General features: G+C 49.7%; 17 protein-coding genes, 1 tRNA gene and 1 pseudogene. 8 read left to right on the top strand and 11 right to left on the bottom strand.

What is annotated here, in order from left to right:
• Positions 1–16: 16 nt before the first annotated feature.
• Positions 17–385: a DoxX family protein gene (locus C9J03_RS17505; protein ID WP_044621978.1), complete on the top strand. Its 369-nt coding sequence runs from the start codon at positions 17–19 to the stop codon at positions 383–385.
• On the opposite strand, the gene C9J03_RS17500 is transcribed toward C9J03_RS17505, so the two are convergent.
• A complete protein-coding gene (locus tag C9J03_RS17500; protein ID WP_044621531.1) occupies positions 345–815 on the bottom strand; it encodes a thermostable hemolysin in 471 nt (156 codons plus the stop codon). The two genes, C9J03_RS17505 and C9J03_RS17500, sit on opposite strands and share 41 nt — an antisense overlap.
• 160 nt (positions 816–975) lie before the next feature.
• Positions 976–1437, bottom strand: a complete 462-nt coding sequence (locus C9J03_RS17495; protein WP_044621530.1) for a GNAT family N-acetyltransferase — start codon at positions 1435–1437, stop codon at positions 976–978.
• Between the two features lie 317 nt (positions 1438–1754).
• Between C9J03_RS17495 and C9J03_RS17490 the strand changes: the two genes are divergently transcribed.
• Entirely contained in the window at positions 1755–2483 is a 729-nt protein-coding gene (locus C9J03_RS17490) for a hypothetical protein (protein ID WP_044621529.1), read from the top strand.
• A 219-nt stretch (positions 2484–2702) separates the two neighbouring features.
• Here the strand turns inward: C9J03_RS17490 and tyrS are convergent, their stop codons facing one another.
• Entirely contained in the window at positions 2703–3887 is a 1185-nt protein-coding gene (gene tyrS / locus C9J03_RS17485; RefSeq protein WP_044621528.1) for a tyrosine--tRNA ligase, read from the bottom strand.
• A 205-nt stretch (positions 3888–4092) separates the two neighbouring features.
• On the opposite strand from tyrS, the gene C9J03_RS17480 reads away from it, so the two are divergent.
• The 6 genes and pseudogenes from C9J03_RS17480 to C9J03_RS17455 all read left to right on the top strand — a co-directional run bounded on the left by C9J03_RS17480 (position 4093) and on the right by C9J03_RS17455 (position 8613).
• On the top strand, positions 4093–4986 hold the full coding sequence (locus tag C9J03_RS17480; protein ID WP_044621527.1) for a LysR family transcriptional regulator: 894 nt from the start codon (positions 4093–4095) through the stop codon (positions 4984–4986).
• A 4-nt stretch (positions 4987–4990) separates the two neighbouring features.
• Positions 4991–5263 (top strand): annotated as a pseudogene (locus C9J03_RS17475) (VOC family protein); the annotation flags it as partial.
• A 53-nt stretch (positions 5264–5316) separates the two neighbouring features.
• The gene (locus C9J03_RS17470) at positions 5317–5961 is read left to right on the top strand and encodes an HAD family hydrolase (RefSeq protein WP_044621525.1); all 645 of its coding nucleotides are present in this window, start codon (positions 5317–5319) and stop codon (positions 5959–5961) included.
• Between the two features lie 112 nt (positions 5962–6073).
• The gene (locus tag C9J03_RS17465; protein ID WP_044621524.1) at positions 6074–6769 is read left to right on the top strand and encodes a DUF4336 domain-containing protein; all 696 of its coding nucleotides are present in this window, start codon (positions 6074–6076) and stop codon (positions 6767–6769) included.
• A gap of 117 nt (positions 6770–6886) precedes the next feature.
• Positions 6887–6977, top strand: a tRNA-Ser gene (locus C9J03_RS17460).
• A gap of 334 nt (positions 6978–7311) precedes the next feature.
• A complete protein-coding gene (locus C9J03_RS17455) occupies positions 7312–8613 on the top strand; it encodes a serine hydrolase domain-containing protein (RefSeq protein WP_082060509.1) in 1302 nt (433 codons plus the stop codon).
• An 83-nt stretch (positions 8614–8696) separates the two neighbouring features.
• On the opposite strand, the gene C9J03_RS17450 is transcribed toward C9J03_RS17455, so the two are convergent.
• The 8 genes from C9J03_RS17450 to C9J03_RS17415 form a co-directional block, all read right to left on the bottom strand.
• Positions 8697–9713 carry a manganese-dependent inorganic pyrophosphatase gene (locus tag C9J03_RS17450; protein WP_044621522.1) on the bottom strand — a complete coding sequence of 339 codons (1017 nt, stop codon included), beginning with the start codon at positions 9711–9713 and terminating at the stop codon, positions 8697–8699.
• A gap of 96 nt (positions 9714–9809) precedes the next feature.
• On the bottom strand, positions 9810–10844 hold the full coding sequence (locus tag C9J03_RS17445) for an HlyD family secretion protein (protein WP_044621521.1): 1035 nt from the start codon (positions 10842–10844) through the stop codon (positions 9810–9812).
• Positions 10845–10846: 2 nt separating this feature from the next.
• Entirely contained in the window at positions 10847–12160 is a 1314-nt protein-coding gene (locus C9J03_RS17440; protein ID WP_044621520.1) for a glycosyltransferase family 2 protein, read from the bottom strand.
• Entirely contained in the window at positions 12147–13505 is a 1359-nt protein-coding gene (locus tag C9J03_RS17435; protein WP_044621519.1) for a TackOD1 domain-containing metal-binding protein, read from the bottom strand. The genes C9J03_RS17440 and C9J03_RS17435 overlap by 14 nt, the downstream gene beginning before the upstream one ends.
• Before the next feature lie 102 nt (positions 13506–13607).
• Positions 13608–15773, bottom strand: coding sequence for a type I secretion system permease/ATPase (locus tag C9J03_RS17430; RefSeq protein ID WP_044621518.1), 2166 nt, complete (start codon positions 15771–15773; stop codon positions 13608–13610).
• On the bottom strand, positions 15754–17778 hold the full coding sequence (locus tag C9J03_RS17425) for a bifunctional diguanylate cyclase/phosphodiesterase (RefSeq protein ID WP_044621517.1): 2025 nt from the start codon (positions 17776–17778) through the stop codon (positions 15754–15756). Before C9J03_RS17425 ends, C9J03_RS17430 begins: the two co-directional genes overlap by 20 nt.
• Positions 17779–17794: 16 nt before the next feature.
• The gene (locus C9J03_RS17420) at positions 17795–18493 is read right to left on the bottom strand and encodes a transglutaminase-like cysteine peptidase (RefSeq protein WP_231580596.1); all 699 of its coding nucleotides are present in this window, start codon (positions 18491–18493) and stop codon (positions 17795–17797) included.
• A gap of 27 nt (positions 18494–18520) precedes the next feature.
• A complete protein-coding gene (locus tag C9J03_RS17415) occupies positions 18521–19147 on the bottom strand; it encodes an OmpA family protein (RefSeq protein ID WP_044621516.1) in 627 nt (208 codons plus the stop codon).
• Positions 19148–19155: the final 8 nt, after the last annotated feature.

The raw sequence follows: 19155 nt of genomic DNA, 5'->3' as shown, positions 1-19155 counted from the left end.
TAACGGGACAGATATCATGACGACCACTCAAACTATTATCACAACTCTTCTCGGCGCGTTCTTCGTGTTTGCAAGCTCAGTCAAACTGCTAGGCTGGCACAAGTTGATTTTTACTACCCAGTTGGCCTTCTTTGTGAAGTATGGCCTTAACCGGCAATGGATGTTCATGGTGGGAGCCATTGAGTTGACTGCTGCGGTGCTGATTATCTCTCCGCTGTTAATAACAGTACCGATTGCTGCGTCCTTATCTTTAGTCGGGGCGGCAGGCCTAGCCGCCGTGTCATTTGGCGCGATTGCCTGCCACCTATGGTTCGACTCCTGGCGGGATGGCATACCAGCAATGGTTACTTTGGTGTTGTCAGGCTATTTACTGCTGGTAATGTAACTTGGAAGGTATTGCCGTTGCCCGAAGAGGCGGGCAGTAAGCAGATCTCCCCGCAGTGGAGGCTGGCGATGTCCCGCACGATGGACATCCCCAAGCCGGCCCCATCACCCCGTTCGGTATGGGCGCGAAAGAATTTTTCAAAAATCTTGTCACGGATATCAAGTGGGATAGGCAAGCCGCTATCGTTGACGGTGACAATGATGTTCGGGTTGGTGAACTCCTCTAGAAACAAAGGCTCGGTACTGGCGACACGGGTGCCGCACGCTGATTTAAGCTGGTGCTGTTTATTGAAAACAGCAAGCAGCAAAGGCATGAAGTCGGTGACATTGGCATTGAATGCTAGTCTGTAGCGCTCGGCAATATACCCCTCGACATCTCTGCGCAATGGATGTTGGCTACCGATGAGCTGAAGCTGGAAGGTTGACAGCATTGGCGTTTACCCTAAACGTTATCTGTTGTGTTCAAATTAGAGGGGAAAACTTAAGAAAGGCTTAAGAAAGGCTTAAGAAATAAAAAGCGCCATAAATTTTGTTAAGAAATAGACTTTTTATGTTATACCGTATTTGATTTAACTTGTTGAAAAAGTTAGGTTAATTCTTCTCTGGTTCAAAGCGAAAAATATAAGGAAAACAACCGCCGGGTAAGTCCCTAGCGGGCCCGTTGGGGACAAAGCCGAGCTTTTGATAGAAGTTCACGGCATACCTCGAAGCATTGAGGAGGATTGCTTGCTTGGGGGAGCGCCCTCGGCATTCTTCAAGGGCAGCGTTGATGAGCTGCCGAGCGATCCCTTGGTGATGATAGTGAGGATCAACAAATAAATTAGATAGGTTCCAGTACTCTTTAACCAATATCGCGCCAACCACGCTGCCATCGATACGATAGACATAGTGTAAAGAACTGTCTGGGTGCGTGCGCCACCATAAAATACTGTCAGCACAACTGGCGATAAGTTCATCCTGGATATGTTCCGGCTCATCAACACATGATCTGATTGCCCGGCCTGTAAGGGTAATAATGTCGGAGATATCCCTGAATTTTGCTTGCTGAATCATGCGCACTCTTCCTTGTCACAGTGTCATTGGTCTTATCATTCTAAATAATTTACCCGCAAAGGAATATCATTGTTTTTTTTATTCTCTTGATGGATTGAAAAATTTCGTACTTGTGTGATTACCTAAAATATATTCCAATTCAGAATGCCAGTGTTGTTAATTGTGGTGGTTAAGTTAAGCAGGCAGAAAAAATTACTAACAATTTAAGTAAAAGATTATTTGTTAATTTTCTAGTGAGAGCTCAATGTCCATGGGTATTTATTGATAGAATGGTTATGTGTGGGAATTTTAAAGTGTAAATACCATGGAGAAGGTATATGCTACATGCTGTATCCCCTGATGATAAGACAAACCTAACTTTAAAAGAGCTTAAGACAGACTTGCACAGTATAGAAACATCGAATGCTGAATTTACTGTTAATGGTGAACTAAAGGATAACGAAGCAAAATTTAATTCGCATCGTTTGCGAATTAAAAATGTAGAAAGGCCACAATCCAGCTACTATTTTTTGGCGGATAATGAAAATGAAAAAAATGTCAACTGGGTTGTAGGATTAAGTCAGGCTCACATACTCTATGGCTTTAAGTCATCGAGCGAAATTGATGCGCTATTGAAAGAGCGGGAGTCTTTAAGGCCTTTATCTGATGTACTGTATATGTTGGGTATTAAGGGGCTGTATAACCACCTCAACAAGGCATCGATTGATGACATTTATAATTGGCTATGCCCGATATTGTCTGAAACCCAATCAGATTATCGAAACGGTGTCATAGAGAAAAATAATCCAGATTATTGGCTGCATAGGTTGGTGGATAGTTATGATCTCTATGGTTATCCCTTAGATGCTAACTTGTTTAATGTTTACTTACTAAAAATGGCTAGCTTATCTTTTGGGCAGGCACTCACAATAAAAAATAACCATATATTTATGCCAATACAGGGTTCTTACTTGGAAGTGATAGGCTTCCAGCAATCATTATGTGAATTTGATGTGGTCGACTGGTTGTACGACAGAGAGTATGAAGTAGATAAATTACATTTTTAAAATTTGGAAATACTACGTTAACGGATAATGGTAACAGCCTGTAACCGCAAGGCATCGTGCTTATTCAATCGTTCGAGAAGAATCGAAAGGTATTACTTTCCTGATAGCACTGGCTATAAGCAATAAGGGGGAGATTAATATCCTTAAATGCCTGATAGCCAGCAATAGGTTAAACAAAGCTGTGCATGGTGGCTCAGTGCTAAGAGCAACGGTTTTGCGTCAACTTAGTTTAATTTTAGCAATACGTCGTTTGCCTACTTGGACGATTTGTTCACCGACAGGTAGGGCTACCGATGGATCCTCGACTTTATCGCCTGCTATTTTCACGGCCCCCTGCCGAATGAGACGCAGGGCTTCTGAGGTTGATGACGTTAATTTCGCTTGCTTCAGCACCTGGCTAAGCGTCAGTCCATGCTGGAATTCAATCGTCTCTAAGTTGTCTGGCATTATCTTTGCAGCGAAACGTTGGTTGAACATGTTCTCAGCATGATCAGCTTCTGGCTCTGAGTGGAAGCGGGTGACGATTTCTTTGGCCAAGAGTACCTTGATTTCTTTTGGGTTGCGGCCGGATTCGATATCCCGTTTGAACTGTTCAATTTCATCTATGCGGCGAAAAGACAGCAACTCGAAGTAGTTCCACATCAAGTTGTCTGAAATTGACATCAACTTGCCGAACATTTCTTCTGGCGATTCGGTAATGCCAATGTAATTGGCGGCTGATTTGGACATCTTCTTCACGCCATCTAGGCCGACCAGCAGCGGCATGGTGATCACCACCTGCGGCTCCATGTTGTGATGCTTTTGCAGTTCACGCCCCATCAGCAAGTTAAAGGTCTGATCCGTGCCGCCCAGCTCAATGTCGGCTTTCAATTCTACCGAGTCGTAGCCCTGGAGCAGTGGGTAGATAAATTCATGGATACCTATAGATTGCTGCTCGGCAAATCGTTTTTTGAAGTCCTCCCGCTCCAGCATTCGAGCGACTGTTTGGCTAGCAGTGAGTTTCAGCATGCCTTCAGCCCCAAGTTTGGACAGCCAATGTGAATTAAATACGATGTCGGTTTTTTGCGGATCGAGTATTTTGAACACTTGCTGCTGGTAGGTCTCGGCGTTGGCAAGCACCTGTTCTGTTGTCAGTGGTGGGCGGGTTGTATTCTTGCCGCTCGGATCGCCGATTTTGCCGGTAAAATCGCCAATAAGAAAGACAACCTTATGGCCCAGGTCTTGGAACTGTCGAAGCTTGTTCAGAATGACAGTGTGGCCGAGGTGGATATCCGGCGCGGTAGGATCGGCACCAAGCTTGACCACCAGAGGTCGGTCTTTCTTTAGTTTCTCGATTAATGCTTTTTCAGGGGTAATTTGCTCTGCCCCTCGGTGGATAAGAGCAAGGGCTTGGTCAATGTTCATCGTAGCTCCGCCAATAGTTGGGTGTTACCTATCAGTTATTCTGATACTGTGATTGCAAGGAAAGTGTCTGTTAGTATTCTTATGTACTAATATCCATCACCACGCAGGTAGAGCAGCGTAGCAAAAATATTGCAGGACGAAAGTTAGCAGCTATCACACGTCGTGATGGCTGGGATAAACAACGAAAGGGTGTGAATCAGCAGTTATGTATAGCTTTGAGCAATTGAAAATGTTTGTCGCCGTTTGCGAGTGTGGGTCTTTTTCGGCGGCAGCAAGAAAGCACCAGCGGGCACAGTCGGGGGTAAGCCAGTCGGTGTCGAACCTTGAAATCGCGTTGAATCAAACCTTGTTTGACCGCTCAAGCAATATGCCCACGCTGACAGCCCAGGGAGAAGCGCTGTTGCCAATCGCCCGTGCAATACTGCTGCAGCAACAGCGTCTGGATCAAAAGGTGATGGCCCTGGATGCCGATGAAGAGCATGAGCTGGTGGTCGCGATAGAAGAAAGTGTGGTTGAACCGGATTTGCTGGGGCAGATCACTGCGGTCGGCGAGCAGTATCCGATGACCAGCATCGAGTTAATCTCGGCTTCGACTTTCGACATCAAGGCGATGGTCAGCGAGGGAAGGGCGCATATCGGTGTGGTCTATTCTGACGGCAAAATACTGGAAGATACCGAGTTTGCTACGGTGGGCTACAACCGGTTTTTGACCCTGGCTGCCCCACAACACCCTCTGGCCCATAAAACGGCACTTAAAGATGACGATCTGCGTAACTACCGCCAGATCGTACAACGCTCATCCAGCGGCAAGGAGCTGTGGTTCAGTTATGCGATCAGTTCGCAGGTATGGTATGCCAATAACCATCAGTTGCTCTTGGAGTTGGCGGCTCAAGGTCTCGGTTGGGCTATCGTCCCTGAAAGCTTAGCGGCATCCTATGTAGAACAAGGCAAGCTGGCGGTGTTGGATCTTGCCTACGAACCCGATGGTTGGCTGACAACGGTAGATGTGATCCAAACGCGCCGCCATTCGGAGGGGCCGGTACGCCAAGCATTGTTGCAGATCCTGGAGAAGACGCTTGCTGCTAAGCCGAGGTTGTAGGACCTCCTCCTATTTCTTGAGTTTTGATAAAGGTGCCCGGCTGGAAATCATGCACAATGATGCGATTCCCGCGACTGCGAATGATCCAATGGCCCAGTTTACCGGGCTGATACACATGGCGATGTCGGTTGGCTCCGAGCAAGGCGTCGATGCATTAACCGCCCGTTTAGCCAATGATGGTTATAACGTCGTAGACGGTCCGCGGCGAACCGGCGATGGTTATTATGAGAGCGTTGTACTTGACCCTGAAGGAAACCGGTTGGAAATCACGCTGTGAATGACATCATTTAGCGTGGCAACACTCTGCACACACCAACTTTGAGGAAGGATATGAAGGAAGTAAAAGCGGTACTGTTTGACATGGATGGCCTGATCTTTGATACCGAAGGGCTTTATAAGGCCTGCTGGCAGTCAGCGGCTAACGAGCAAGGACTTGTGCTAACCGATGAAGACTATCAATCATTTATTGGTGTGCAAGATGAAGAATGTGAGCGACGGGTTGCGATAAAGTTTGGTGAAGCATTGGATCTCGAGCGCTTCTGCCAAGTGAGAGACGCCATGTTTAGTGCCGAGCAGGACAAGGGTATTCCATACCAGCCAGGCTTTGCCGAGCTGTTTGCACATATTAAGCAAAACGGGCTGAAGTGTGCACTTGTGACTTCTTCGCCGATCAAGAAGGTCACCCACCATTTTGCCGGTACGGATTATATCTCGCAGTTTGACGCCATTGTTACGGCCGAAAATGTAGCAAACGGTAAACCGGCTCCGGATTGCTACCTGATGGCTTGCGGCCAGTTGGATATCACCCCGTCGAGCTGTTTGGTGCTGGAAGATTCAAACAATGGCATGCGCTCGGGGCTTGATGCCGGCTGCCAGGCGATAATGATCCCGGATTTGCTAGCGCCAGCTGAAGATATCGTGTCAAGAGCCACGTCAATTGTTGACTCCTTACTGGAAGTTAAGCCATACCTCTAAATGTTGACCATGGGGAAATTGATGAATCTGTGATCTGAAAAGCATGCCTTTGCACCAGCCTCTGGCACTATAGTTAAATGTTGAATAGAAACAACTAACTAGCGGGGAAGGTATGCGACAGATAGGTGATGGTATTTGGGTTCACGAAGACTCAATGAAGATGTTGGGTACCAAGCTCGGATTGAGGATGACGGTTATCCGGCTGAGCGACGGTCGCCTCTGGGTACATTCACCCACTGCGATTTCTCCTGCGCTCAAGCAGCAAATTGATGAGCTTGGCTCTGTCTGTTTCTTGGTTGCGGCCAATAACCACCACAGTAAATGGTTACAGGATTGGATTGAAGCCTATCCGGATGCCGAGGTGTACGTCAGCGCCGGGATCCCCCGTAAAGTACCGCTATCTAATTACCATATCCTACAGCGTGGGATGGAGAATGAATGGCAAGATGATTTGGAGTGGCAAACCATGCCGTCGGTGCCGCTGTTCAATGAAACAGTTTTCTTTCATCATCGCTCAAAATCTTTGATCGTGACGGACTTGGTGCAAAACTACCCTGAAAATACTACTCATAACGGCTTGGCTGGCGCGATGACTAAATATGTCTTTGAGCCGATTGGCTTCAAAGGGCGCTGCGTCGCCCCTCCTCTGAAAATGGGGTTTACCATCAAGGATAAACCGGCTTTCTATCGTTTTATCCAAAGTGTGCAGGAGTGGGACTTTGACAAGATTATCGTCACCCATGGCGACATAATAGAAGATGATGCCCAGACAGTTTTTGCCAATTTGTCTTCAAGATTTGCCTCATAACTGAGAGATATAGTGTCGAATTTCAGCGTACTGTTGCGATAGTGAGCACTTAATTGTTTGGGGTAAAGTTTCTACTTTACAGCGTGCAAAGAACGCCGTATTATCCACCGCACTTACGGAGAGATGGCTGAGTGGTTGAAAGCACCGGTCTTGAAAACCGGCATACGTTAATAGCGTATCTAGGGTTCAAATCCCTATCTCTCCGCCACATTAGAAAAAGCCGCTGAGAAATCAGCGGCTTTTTTGTATCTGGAATCTAGGGTTCAGCTGAGCGAAGCGAGACAACGTTGCTAGCTAAAGGCGCTGTAAAGCAACGGCCGCAGGGCGAAGTAAACCCTATCTCTCGGCCACACTCTGCGGGCTTGCAGAAATGCATAGCTTGCACAAGGGCACCTCTGGTTAATAACTAAATCACATTTTATCAATGAGATAGGTGTTATAAAGGCTGACTTTAGAGTGGTGGCTCCAATGTTCGCGGTTTTGTGCGTACATTCCTGTTGTATCGTTGCTATTTTGTGGCTTTTCACTTGAGAGGTCAGTTTATGGGCAGTTTATCGAGAAGAGCGGTACTCAAAGGGCTTGGGTTGGCTGGCGTCGTCGGCGGGGTAGGGGCTTGGGCCCTTGCCGAGAATAAAGCGCCTGAACAGGTGCTCGAAGAAATGTTCCAGGATGCCTTAACGGCTTTGCCGGCGGCGACCATCAGTGCGGCGGTCATAAAAAGCGGCGAGCTTGCCTGGGCGAAAAGTTTCGGTTACCAAGATCTGGAAAGCAAAACCCCCGCATCACTCGACAGTATCTGGCCGACTCTGGGCTCGGTATCGAAGTTGGTTACCTGGACGGCATTGATGCAACTGGTGGAAACAGGGGCGATACAACTCGATGGTGACATCAGTGACTATCTGGGGTTCACGCTGCGAAATCCCAGCTTTCCGGACACGCCAATCACGCCATACCATTTACTGACCCACTCTTCCTCGCTATCTTCCCGTCGGATGACCTCGGCACCGGACATTATGGCCGATCTGTTCTGTAAAGATTATCAAGAGAGCCTGAACGCCTGGGTACTGGCATACCTTGCTCCCGAGGGGGCATACTATAACTCCGAGCTTGTTTTCGATAATTACCGTCCCGGTGATTTTGCCAATGTAACACCTGATCCACTGGGCGTTGTGGCGGGGTATTCCAACTTAAATGCCATGCTTGCTGCTTACATGGTTGAACAGGTTACATCACAGTCGTTCGAGGAATACACCAGCAAGCGTATTTTTTTACCGTTGGGTATTGAGGATGCCGGGTGGCAAAAAGATGTGTTGAACCAGGCAAAAATTATCACGCCGTATGAAGCAAAAAACAGTCCTCGGCCACCTGTCATGGCGGTCTATACCAAGAGTATGCAAGACCGGGGATATATGGGAACTAGCGAGATAGCGGCAGTAGGCAATAAGAGTTATTTCTCGATGGCCGATTGCCAGTTCTTCTCGCCGTTCAGCTCTGCGGCTTTACTCGGCGCTTCGACTCATGCATTGACGGCATTTATTCAGTCCTTTTTGCCACATGCAAAAACCAGATTGCTGCAAAGAGAAACGTTAGATCGCATGTGGAAAGTCCACCGGCAGGATGCCATCACCGGCAGCAAGCTGGGGCTGGGATGGTTCCAGTTTGCACCCCCCCGACATGGTGTGTTCTGGGGGCATGACGGAGGAGGGCCGGGTATCCTTTCTCGGGTGATGATTGATCCGCACAGCGGAAATGGCGTGGTATTGCTAATCAATAACTTTTTCGTGGATTTCAGGCGTCGTTCGCAGCTAATTGAGGAGCTTTGCTCTTCCCTTAAAGTGGTTTAGCAAGCACGCAGTAATTTTGTTGCCCCCCATTCTGGATATGGCCAAAGGAAACCGCTGATATCAGCGGTTTCCGTTTGTGTGGGTTACAGGCTCTCAACAGCATTTTGGATGGCTGGGCCAATCTGGCGCTTACGAGACGTTACCCCTTCAAGCGTCAGCGTATCTTTTTCGAGATCTGTCGCGTCAAAAGCGATTTTGAGCACCTTTAAGTCGCTACTATCAGCCCATAGCAGGTTGGCTTTTTTGTCTTTGGTGTCGGTGATTGAGAAGAACAGATGGTCCAGTTGATTGGCCTTTTTGTATGCCCGCATGGCTGCCAGCAGCTCTTCTTTGCGGTCGAGTAGTTGCTGGGCGGTGAGGGTTTCTGCCACGCCGATACCAACTTTCTTGCCGCCGTATTCAAAATTTTTGTAGTCCATGGTCAAAATGGTGCTGGCGGAAAGGTGGCTGAGATCTGATTTGGCGATCAGCATCTGCTGGCCGAAATCCTCGATATCATTGATACCCGCCAGGTCAGCAAGTTGCTTTGCGTAGTATTTGTCGTATTCGGTGGTGGTGGCAGACTGGAAAATCACGGTATCTGACAAGATAGCCCCTAAAGCGGCACAGGCGAGCTGCTTGGGCAGAGTGATATCAAGTTTGGCGGCATTGTCTGCCAAGATCGTTGCTGCCGAGCCCCAGCCTCGGATATCCATGGCGACAATCTGTGGGGTATTGATTGGCGAGCCACCAATGGCATGGTGGTCGATAACGGCAACGATAGCGTTCTGATTAATGGTAGGCGCGAGTTGGGTGACCTGGTTGAAGTCGACAAGGCCTATTTGAACGTTACCGTATTCTGACTCGATGCGAGGCGGTTCGGCGTTACAGTAGCTGAGAACAAACTCAGACTCCGGATTGATCCTCTCTGGTACCGTCGCCTCACCGCCATAGATGTGAGCAGCCAGCATGGCTGAAACGACGGTGTCAGTATCTGGGCTTAGGTGACCGGTCCAAACCAAGTTGTCCGTATTATTGTTCGCGGGATGCTGTAGATCGAAGGCATGGCTGGTCGAACCGGTCGATATGAGTACAGCAGCAACGAGAGGTGAAAGCTTCACGGTAATTTCCCTATTAAATTCAATGAAAGTGAAGCAAAACTACCTTTGTTTTTTTACATAAATATTTCAACGCGTTAGCTTTATATATGGCAATGATTAAAATCGAACTTCGACCTCCATGCCTTCAATCCAGTACTTGGGGTCTAGGTCGTCTTCGAAGCGAAGGGTGATCTTTAGGTATGCCGGTTGTCCTTCGAAGGGGGTAAGCAACTCTTGGGGTAACTTATTGACGACCTCCACTGGCTTGTTGACTGAAGCGGTAAAGCTGGTGCCATCTGGAAAGGTGATCTTAGCAAGCGTACCTAGTTGGCCATATTCCAGGTATTTCGGGTTGAGGTAGGCAATGACATCTGGCGTTATATTCTTTGAGACCGTAATTAACGGGGTGTTAACGTTGATCCGCTCGCCTTCTAATACGTGAATGTCAATGACTCGGCCATCAAATGGGCTGCGTATTGTTAAATTGTTTTGTTGGGCGCGTTTGGCGACAAGTTGCTGCATCAAGGCTCGATGCGCTTGGCTCACCGGGCCGGCTAATGCGATTTCTCTTAAGTGACGTTGTGCTTCGATATACGCCAGTTTTTGGTTGTTGAGCTGGTTGTACAGTGAGTTGCTTATGTTGAGTATTGACGCGTAATCTACCTCAGAGACCTGTCCTTGTTCCCTGAAAGTATCGTAGTTGCGTTGTATTTGTTTGAATTTGTCTAGGTTTTGTTCTGACTGCGCGATTGAATCTTGGTACAAGTGGTTGATTTGCGGGGCGGGAGGAGAAAGCTTGAGCAACTCTTCCTCAATAAAGCGTGTTTCGGCATCCAGCGTGCTGTCGCTGAGTAAGAACACAGCCTGTCCTTTGGTTATAGCATCGCCAATAGCGGTTGGTATGGGCGATACAATAGCCTTTTCCGTCGATAGGATAGTTACAGGATAGGAGGTAATGATTGCGGGTGCAATGACGAGTACCTGAGTGCGGTACAGGTAGTAAGCCATGGCAAGCAAGGGGCTAATAACCAGCGCAAGGATCAGGTACCAACGCAATTTATACCCGCTGCGTTTAGTTTGGCCATAGACAACTTTCATTCCACCTTCAGATTGTGGTTTGAGTTGTTTGTCGAGGTGGAATTTGACTTTCATACCTAGAACTTCTTACCTCTTTTTAATACCCACCATGGTGCCATGCTCGATTCCTCATGGCTGCGGCGGATCGCTTCATTGAGCATCGCAAAAGCGGTCACCAGCCGCATGAAGTACTGGTAGATAGGATAAAGAGGAAGCCAAACAAATGCTTTCCAGTCATCTCGTCGCTCAGAAATAAGAAAATAGTAGATGACAGACAGCAGCAAAGAGAAAAGCAGGTAGATCAGATAGAGCATCAACGCTAGCGCGATGACAAGTTTTATTGGGAAAGAAGCAAAAATATAGAAGGTGTACCCGGCTACAATAATTGGTAGTAGGATATTTTGAATAACGCTATAGGCTAGGGTAAAAACAAAGTTCCCCCAACCGAGTAAGGACGGCGTTAAACTATGGCGATGTTTGCGCAAGAAGAGAAAAAGTAAGTCACCATCCCAACGCAATCTCTGTTTGACCAAGCCGCGGAGGGTATCGGGGACATCGGTATGGCCAATAGCATGGGGAGCAAAAGATAAGTGGTAGTGAGGGTAGCGCCTCTTGTATTGCATTAACCTTATTGTGATATCGAGATCTTCGGCACTATGTGTGTCCCACCCTCCGATTTGCCTGGCTATAGCGGTATTAAACGCACCAAAAGCCCCCGAGATATTATTGAGTACCCCCCAGCTTGCCATGCCAGTTTTACCGGCTTGTATCGACAGCATATATTCGATAGCTTGCAACCGAGTGAGAAGATTGGTTTGGTGGTTTCTGACCCGCAGAGCCCCGCCGCAAGCCATCGTGTTGGGATCGTTGAAGTGTTTGACCATGTTGAATGCCATGTCGTTGTCGAAGGAGGAATCGCCATCAAGACTGAAAATGACCTCTCCCTTGGCCATTGCAAGACCAGCATTGCAGCTAGATACCCGCCCACCACGTTGCCACTTAGGAACAACGATGATTTTTCTTTGCCTTGCTAATTGATGTTTGTGCTTGCAGCGTTTTGCCGCCAGATAGGTCTCTCGGTTCTGGCTTGCTCCATCGACGATGACCAGTATTTCGATTTGTCCGGGATAGATTTGCTCGACGAGGGTGTCGATGGTGATTTCAATGTCGTCACCTTCGCCATAGCAGGTAATAACGAAACTGAGGAATGGGTAGTGAGTTATTGGCTGTTCAGCTGTTGGAAACGACCAGCGAAAGATCCCTGTCAGAACCAAGAGGTATAATGGTAGCTCGAAAATCAGAAGCATAGGGAACAGCATGAGCCACAACACGTGGTTATGGATCAGCACCAGGTAAAGTTGGCTAAAGATGGCAAGGCTATCTTGCAGCATAAATGTCACCTATCACATTCGCCAGCCAGATCTTGGTGCCCTCATTAATGGCAGGATCCGGTATTTGTACCGCAGATACATGCATTTCGAACTGCTCTTCTTCAATTAGGCGGCTGAGCTGTTCGATTTTGTCCTGCAATACTGAGATGCTGGCCATGGCGGTTTTGGGCATTAGAACCAGCAGAATGTCTTGTTTATATTGGCAGCAGATATCGGTATCGCGAAACAGGCCATTGAGACGCAAAGTGATCTGGTCGAGCAAGGCAAACATTTTGTTGTCGCCATAGAGGTTGCTGTACTCCTCTAGGCGGGGTAGGTACATACTGAGAAGGAGGTGTCTTTCATTGTGCCTCAGTGCGATTTTGTTAAGCCAGATCAGAATATTTTCAAAATACCCGGCATCTACCTTTCCTTTGATCGATAGCTCCGGTGCCTGCAATAGCTTACCGTGCTGATAAACATATTCCCCTAATTGGCCCAGTTTAAGTTGGTAAATGGTTTGCACAATCAACTCAGCCGTTTCCGTTTGTGTTTCACAATTTAAACAATGGCTGAGGGTGTCAGGTTCAACAAATAGGTGGGAGCAAGCATTACAGCGGTGGGTTTCCAAGGGGCGGTCGTAGTCAACACCAATGTGTCGCAGTTGGGTTAGACAGTTGGGGCATTCCAACTTCCCTCGGCGCAAGAATAGTTGTTGGTCGCCAACATGGCCACAGGTAAAGCAATGTAGCGAAGACTGTATATTGATATCGATGTTTTTGCAGCTTGGGCAGACCTCGACATAGTTAAGATGTCCACTATTACACTGCTTGCAAACTCGGATGCGGTCGATAAGTTTGTCTGGCTCGAGTACTTCCCGCTTAGTTTCTCCGAGTACAAAGCGATGGGAGGAATAGAGGTCGGGATAGAAAGCATCGACAATGGGGTATTGGTAGATCCCGAGAGAGCAAAGTTGCTTGAGTGGTTTGATCCGCCGTGCCCGCTGGACACCCAGCCAGCCGATGAGAGGCTCAACTTGCGCGATATCGGGAATTCGGCTTAGTTTCTGGTTGATATCTAACCAGTTCTTATAGGCTGATTGCTCATCGAAAATACCGTCGCAAAGGCATTCACTGTAGCGGTTCTGGTTTACGACATACACAGCCCAGGTCCAGAGTTTGGGTTGGCGCAACATCAAGAAGAGGTTGTGATCCTGCTCGTCAGGTTTGTCAAAATTTAGGCATATTACCCCTCCCCAGATATCAGGAAGATCATCAATGGAACCGAGTAATTCGACCGTTTCGAATAACTCGGTCTCTGGTGCATTTATTCCCAACCAATACAGGTTGTTGCTCTGGGGATACATAAGATGACGTTCCTAGCAAATGGTTGATGAATCACATAAACATAGCAAAACTTGGCAAACGGCATGCTCTAACATCTGCAACACTTCTGGCAAAGCACAAACCTAAGGGGCGGCTTGGCTACTCTTGCTCTTCAAGGTTTCTAGCACCTTGCTTTTTTCTCCGTCGGCGATGACATGCCCCTGATCCATCACAATCAGCCGGTCAACACAGTCCAGCATGCTGGTTTTATGGGTGAACAAAACCAGGGTATGCCGTTTATCAAGCGCCTTGAGGGTGTGCTTAAGATGCTGCTCCGAGCGGTTGTCCATCTGGCTGGTGGGCTCATCGAAGATCAGTAACTTGGGCTGATTGAGCAGGGCCCGTGCAATGGTGATGGCTTGTTTCTGCCCGCCGGACAAATATTGCCCGCTCTCGCCAACTTGCCGGTTGAGGCCGGATGGCTCGTGCTGGGTGAAGAGGTGAACCCCGGCTCGCTGGCAGGCAAGGTCGATGTTATCGTCACTGGCCAGCGGTGAGCCGAGGGTAATGTTGTCGCGAATTGAGCCGAAAAATAATGCATTGTCCTGTGGAACGCAGCCAATCTGTTGGCGCAGGGTGTGGGGGTGGTATTGATGGATATCGATATTATCGAAGCGCACAGCGCCAGAACTTGGCGGGTAGAGCCCCATCAATAGCCGTTGTAAGGTGGTTTTGCCCGAGCCAATCTTGCCGATGATTGCCACTTTCTCACCCGCTTTTATGGTCAGTGAGACCGACTGTAACGCGGCGGTTTCGGCATTGGGATAACTGAACGTCAGGTTGTCACAGCAGAGGTGCCCGCTCAGCGGCTGGGTGCGGTCGGAGGTTGCGTCGTGACGGGTTTCATCGGGCATGGCCATGATATCGCTGAGGATGACGATAGCCGATTTGGCTTGGTGGTAGCGGGTGGAGAGCTGCGATAACTGAACCATCGGCCCAATCGCCCTGCTGGTCAGCATCGAAACGGCAATCAGGCCGCCCACACTCAATTGTCCGGCGGCAATGAGGTACACCCCGTAGATAATCACTCCTACTGATACGCATTGCTGGCTCAGGCCTGCCAAGTTGTGGACCGAGTCGGTCAGGCGGCGGGATTTGATCCCCCAGTGGGCTATATGAGCCACAGCCTGCTCCCAGCGGTGCTGGTATTGGGGTTGGCTGTTGAACAGTTTTACCGTTTCAAGTCCTGCCACACTCTCGACCAAGTTGGCATGCTTTTGCGCGGCAAGCTGAGATCCTTCTTCGATGGTTTCTTGCAGCGGCCTTTGTATCAATAGGCTATACAGCGCCAGCAAAGCGATGGCAATAACCGGGATAATCACGATCGGCCCGGCAATGATATAGATCACCAGTAAAAAGAGCAGGGCAAAAGGCAGGTCAATCAGGGCGGCGATGGTGGCGGAGGTTAGGAATTCCCGGACAGACTCAAACTCCTGCAAGTGGCGGGCGAATGCGCCGACAGAAGGTGGCCGGGCAGCGAGCTGCAGCCCCATGACCTTACGGTAGATCTCAGCGGATAATAGAATGTCCGTTTTCTTGCCGGCGATGTCGATGAAATAGCTGCGCAGATATTTCAGCAGCCAATCAAAGCCAAAAATGATGGCCATACCACTGGTCAGTACCCACAGGGTGTCAAAAGCTTGATTGGGCACGACCTTGTCGTAAATCAGTCGGGTAAACAGCGGTATGGCCAAGGCAAAGAGATTGAGCAAGGCCGAGGCTATCAGCACATCGCGGTACAGGAATTTGGATTGCCACAATGTCTGCCAGAACCAGGCCTGGTTGGCCTTAGGCGCTTTGCCGGCACCGGTATCGGTTGATGTGCGGGCGTCATGTTGGAAGGGCTGCCTCAACAAGAATACCCGATCGAGAAACTGGCACTCCAGCTCCTCGAAGCTTACCCAGCTTTTTTCTGCGGTCTGGCTGCCGCTTGCATCCGCGTTGCTTGGGTCCAATCCCCCGGGCAGGGCAATTTCCGCCCGTTGCTTATCTTGGTCGATATCAAGCAGTACACAGGCTCGGTTGCTGTCAAGCAGGGCGATGACGGGCAGCAGCAACGGAGATAGCTGGGATAGGCTAAGAGCCGCCTCTTCGGCCTGGAAACCGGCATTGTTCGCCGCCCTTGGCAGCAAATGCGGAGTGAGCAAGCCGTCTTGCAACGGCAGTCCTGCCAGTAGGCTTTTCATCGAATGGGGCTGGCCGTAGTGGTGGCAGAGGAAGTGCAGGGCATTAAGAAGAGGATCTGCCATGGTTTGCCTCCTTGTGAACGGTGATGTAGTGGCCCTGGAAGCCGACAATCCCCAAGGTTTTCAGTGCCTGATATTGAGGTTGGTGTTCAACCCGGGTTGCGATGGTCTTGATATTGAGGTGATGCGCTGTCTGGATCAGTGCCCTGAGGGCATCGTGCTGAATACCGTCGGCTGGCTGGCGGGTAAAATCGGCATCGATCTTGACATATTTGGGGTGATATTGGCGCAAGTAGCCCACTGAGTCGAAATGGTGGCCGAAATGATCAATGCCATAGGTAAACTGGTGCCTGTCGAGAACCAGGCACAGCAATCGAGTTTGAGCACTCTCTTCGAGAAAAGCGATCTCGGGCAACTCGAAAATAAGCTGCTGGCTGATGACAGGATGTTCGGCGAGGAAGCTGTCGAGCCATTGGATAAATTCGGTATCTGCAATCGACGTCGGCGCGATGTTGATTGCCAGAAAGGTTTGGTGAAGTGATAGGTAATGGACTGCCTTTTGGATGATGTGGCGATCCAACGGTGAGGTTTGTCTGAGGGCATTGAGGGCCGGAATAAACAGATGAGCGGAATAGCAATGCTCATGGTGCTTGAGTACTGCAAAGACTTCTTGGTGAAGGGGGTGGTGTTGGCTGTCTCTGACCGTCTGGAAAGACAGGGTAATGCGGTCATTGTCGATTGCGGTTTGGCAAAGTTCGAGCCATTGCTGCTTGCCCCATAGCAGGTGTTCGGGTTGATGCATTTGTTGCAAAGCGTGCTGTGGTGTTTGATTGCCCTGGCTTTCACTTTTCGGGAGCGGCCCCTTTTGATGGCGAATCGCTGCTATGCGGGTAGGGCTGTGCTGGGCTTTGGATAGCACATTATCGCACTGGGCCAGTAGCGCGGACACCGCCAGTGAGCTTCGAGCTTGTTTGGTGATAACTCCGCCACAAACGGGCTGGAGGCTCTCTGGCGAGTACCGGGCCTGAATATGGCTGAGCTGATCAAGCAAGCTCTGCAATGCTTGGGTGGTTTGCTCTTCGTCGGTGGCATCGGCCTGCTCGGGCCGGATAATGATAAATTCACTGTGGCTCAGTCGCCCTAGTTTCGCCTGGGCAGAGGCCGTACTTTTTAAGTGATGGCCCACTTTTTCTGCGAGCTGGGCCGCCTGCGGAAAGTGTTTCTGGCTCCGTAGCCGGCTTATGGCCTCTAGTCTCACTATCACAATAGTCCCGGTGGTGTCTTGCTCTAGCCAGTCTTCCAGATGGAGGAGGAGCCGCTTGCGGTTATTGAGCCCGGATTCCGGGTCTTGGTACGCCCGTTTTCGGAGCAGATCGGCCTCTTGGGCTTGCTGGTTGAAGTGCTGTTCAATTTTGGCCGCCATTTGGTTGAAGGCATGGGTCAGCGGGATGAACTCCTTGGTTGGTGGTACGGGCAGTGGCTGACCAAAGTGCTGGTCGGCAATGGCATGGGCTTTTTGCTGGAATTGGCGCAGTGGCTTTTTGACGAATTGATCCAGTAACAGCTTCAAGGCCAGTACGCCGATAGCAAAGCCGATGATGAATGTGCTCAGTAATTGCCAGCTGCTTTGCCACAGTTTCCGGTATGCCAGCGTTGGATAACTGGTGACGGTAATTTTTCCGTACTGGAGCCAGCCGCTGGTTAGGGTGTTTTGCCGTGTTACGGCAGGGATGTTGACCCATTGCCGAAACCAGTGCGGGACATCACTTGGCTGGGCGGGGTAGGACCGTTCAATAATGGTATTTCCCTTCAGCAGCTGCAGCGTGACTTTTTGGTACAGGCTGCCATCGAACATGGCATTGATTACCGACTCTATGGCGACCGTGTCATCCTGTTCGAGGTAGGGGGAGATGGCCAGCCCGACGGCATGGATGGCATTGTCTATTTCGAGGGTTTGCTGTTCAACCAAATAGCTGCGTGTGGTGGTAAATTGGCTAAAAGCGATCCCGGCTAGCAGTAGCAGGAATAATAGGCTTAACCCTAAAAATAACTGGCGATAGAGTGACATAGTTTCGTATTGCCTCCTATTCGCGATCTAGCCACAGTACAGGTACGGTGAGCTGATGGTGTCGTACCCGTTGTTGCAGCGATTGCCAATGCTTGATGCGGCTGGGATCGCCGACTAACTGGCCTTGCCCTCGCTGTTTTATAAGCCACAGCTTGCTGGCGTTAAAGCTGTAAATAGGCTGCAGATCTGAGCGTTGGCTGGCCTGCAAGATGTCTGGGGTCAGGTTATCGAGCAGCAAGGGGACGGCACTGGGGGTCGGGTAGTAGGCCAATACCATATGGAACTGGTTAAGGGTAAGGGCTTTGACATAAACTAGCCGCAGCTTTTCATCGTCTACCCCTAGTTCGCGCAGAGAAAGGTATTTTGCAATACTGAACTCCTCGCAGTCACCTGCTCCGGCTCCCAAGAACTCAAGGGGAGCGGCCCAATAGTCTTCTTGGCCCCAGATCTCGATATCGTTCAGAAACCGCAGTTGGTTAAAGAAATCATTGACCAGCTTAAGTTGAGCTAGCTCATCTTGCTGTCTGGAGGCTGTCAGTAACTGCCGCCAAGCCGTTGTTCTCATTGCTGCCTGTTTGCCGTATGTATGATTGATAAGCCTGACGATCTCCTCTTCTTCGGTGCTCAGCGGGGACGAACTGATGGCCGGTTGGGCGGCGGGGAGATGTGGGGAGTGAAGCCCAGTTCCGCTGAGCAGCAGCGAGATCAATAGCATGCTAACCTCCTTCATCTTCATTGCGGGCTAGTCGGCTCGTAGTGAGAAAATGGTCCACTCTTCCAACACATTCCCCCGCTCCCCCCGCACTCTTGCCGTGACACGTCGGCTCAGCGTATTGGATTGCTCCCGGGTGTTGGCGGCAACAGGGACTGTATCGCCAAAGCCGAGGGTTTTTATCCGGTTTGGGCTGACTCCGAATTCAATCAGCTGCTGGCGGACGACCTTGGCTCGGCGCTGTGATAACCCGAGGTTGTAATCAGAAGCGCCGACAGGACTGGCGTAGCCTTTCAGTTCGATCCTGGCTTCTGGGTAGTTGGCCAAAAAGTCGGCCATGCGTTTGATTTGCCCAAGGAAGTTGGTGGGAATCACGGTGGAGTCATTGGCAAACAGGATATGAAGGTCACTGGACTCGGAACGTTCGACCAACCTAGGGCAGCCATCGTTGTCGACAATAGCGGAATGTGGCGTGCCCGGGCATTTGTCGCGGGCGTTGATCACCCCGTCAGCATCGTCATCCATCAAGTCTCTTGATTGCTCGGTAACCGGTGGGGCTGCGGCTTGGGTCGAACACCCGGCCAAGAGGCCAGTGACGGTTATCAGTACCAAGATACTGGCGAGTAACCTCAATAACGCGTTGGTGCAGGTTCTCATCATGGTTC

It is taken from the genome of Photobacterium gaetbulicola, from assembly GCF_003025515.1.
Classification (GTDB): domain Bacteria; phylum Pseudomonadota; class Gammaproteobacteria; order Enterobacterales; family Vibrionaceae; genus Photobacterium; species Photobacterium gaetbulicola.
This window is presented reverse-complemented; position numbering and strand designations above follow the sequence as displayed.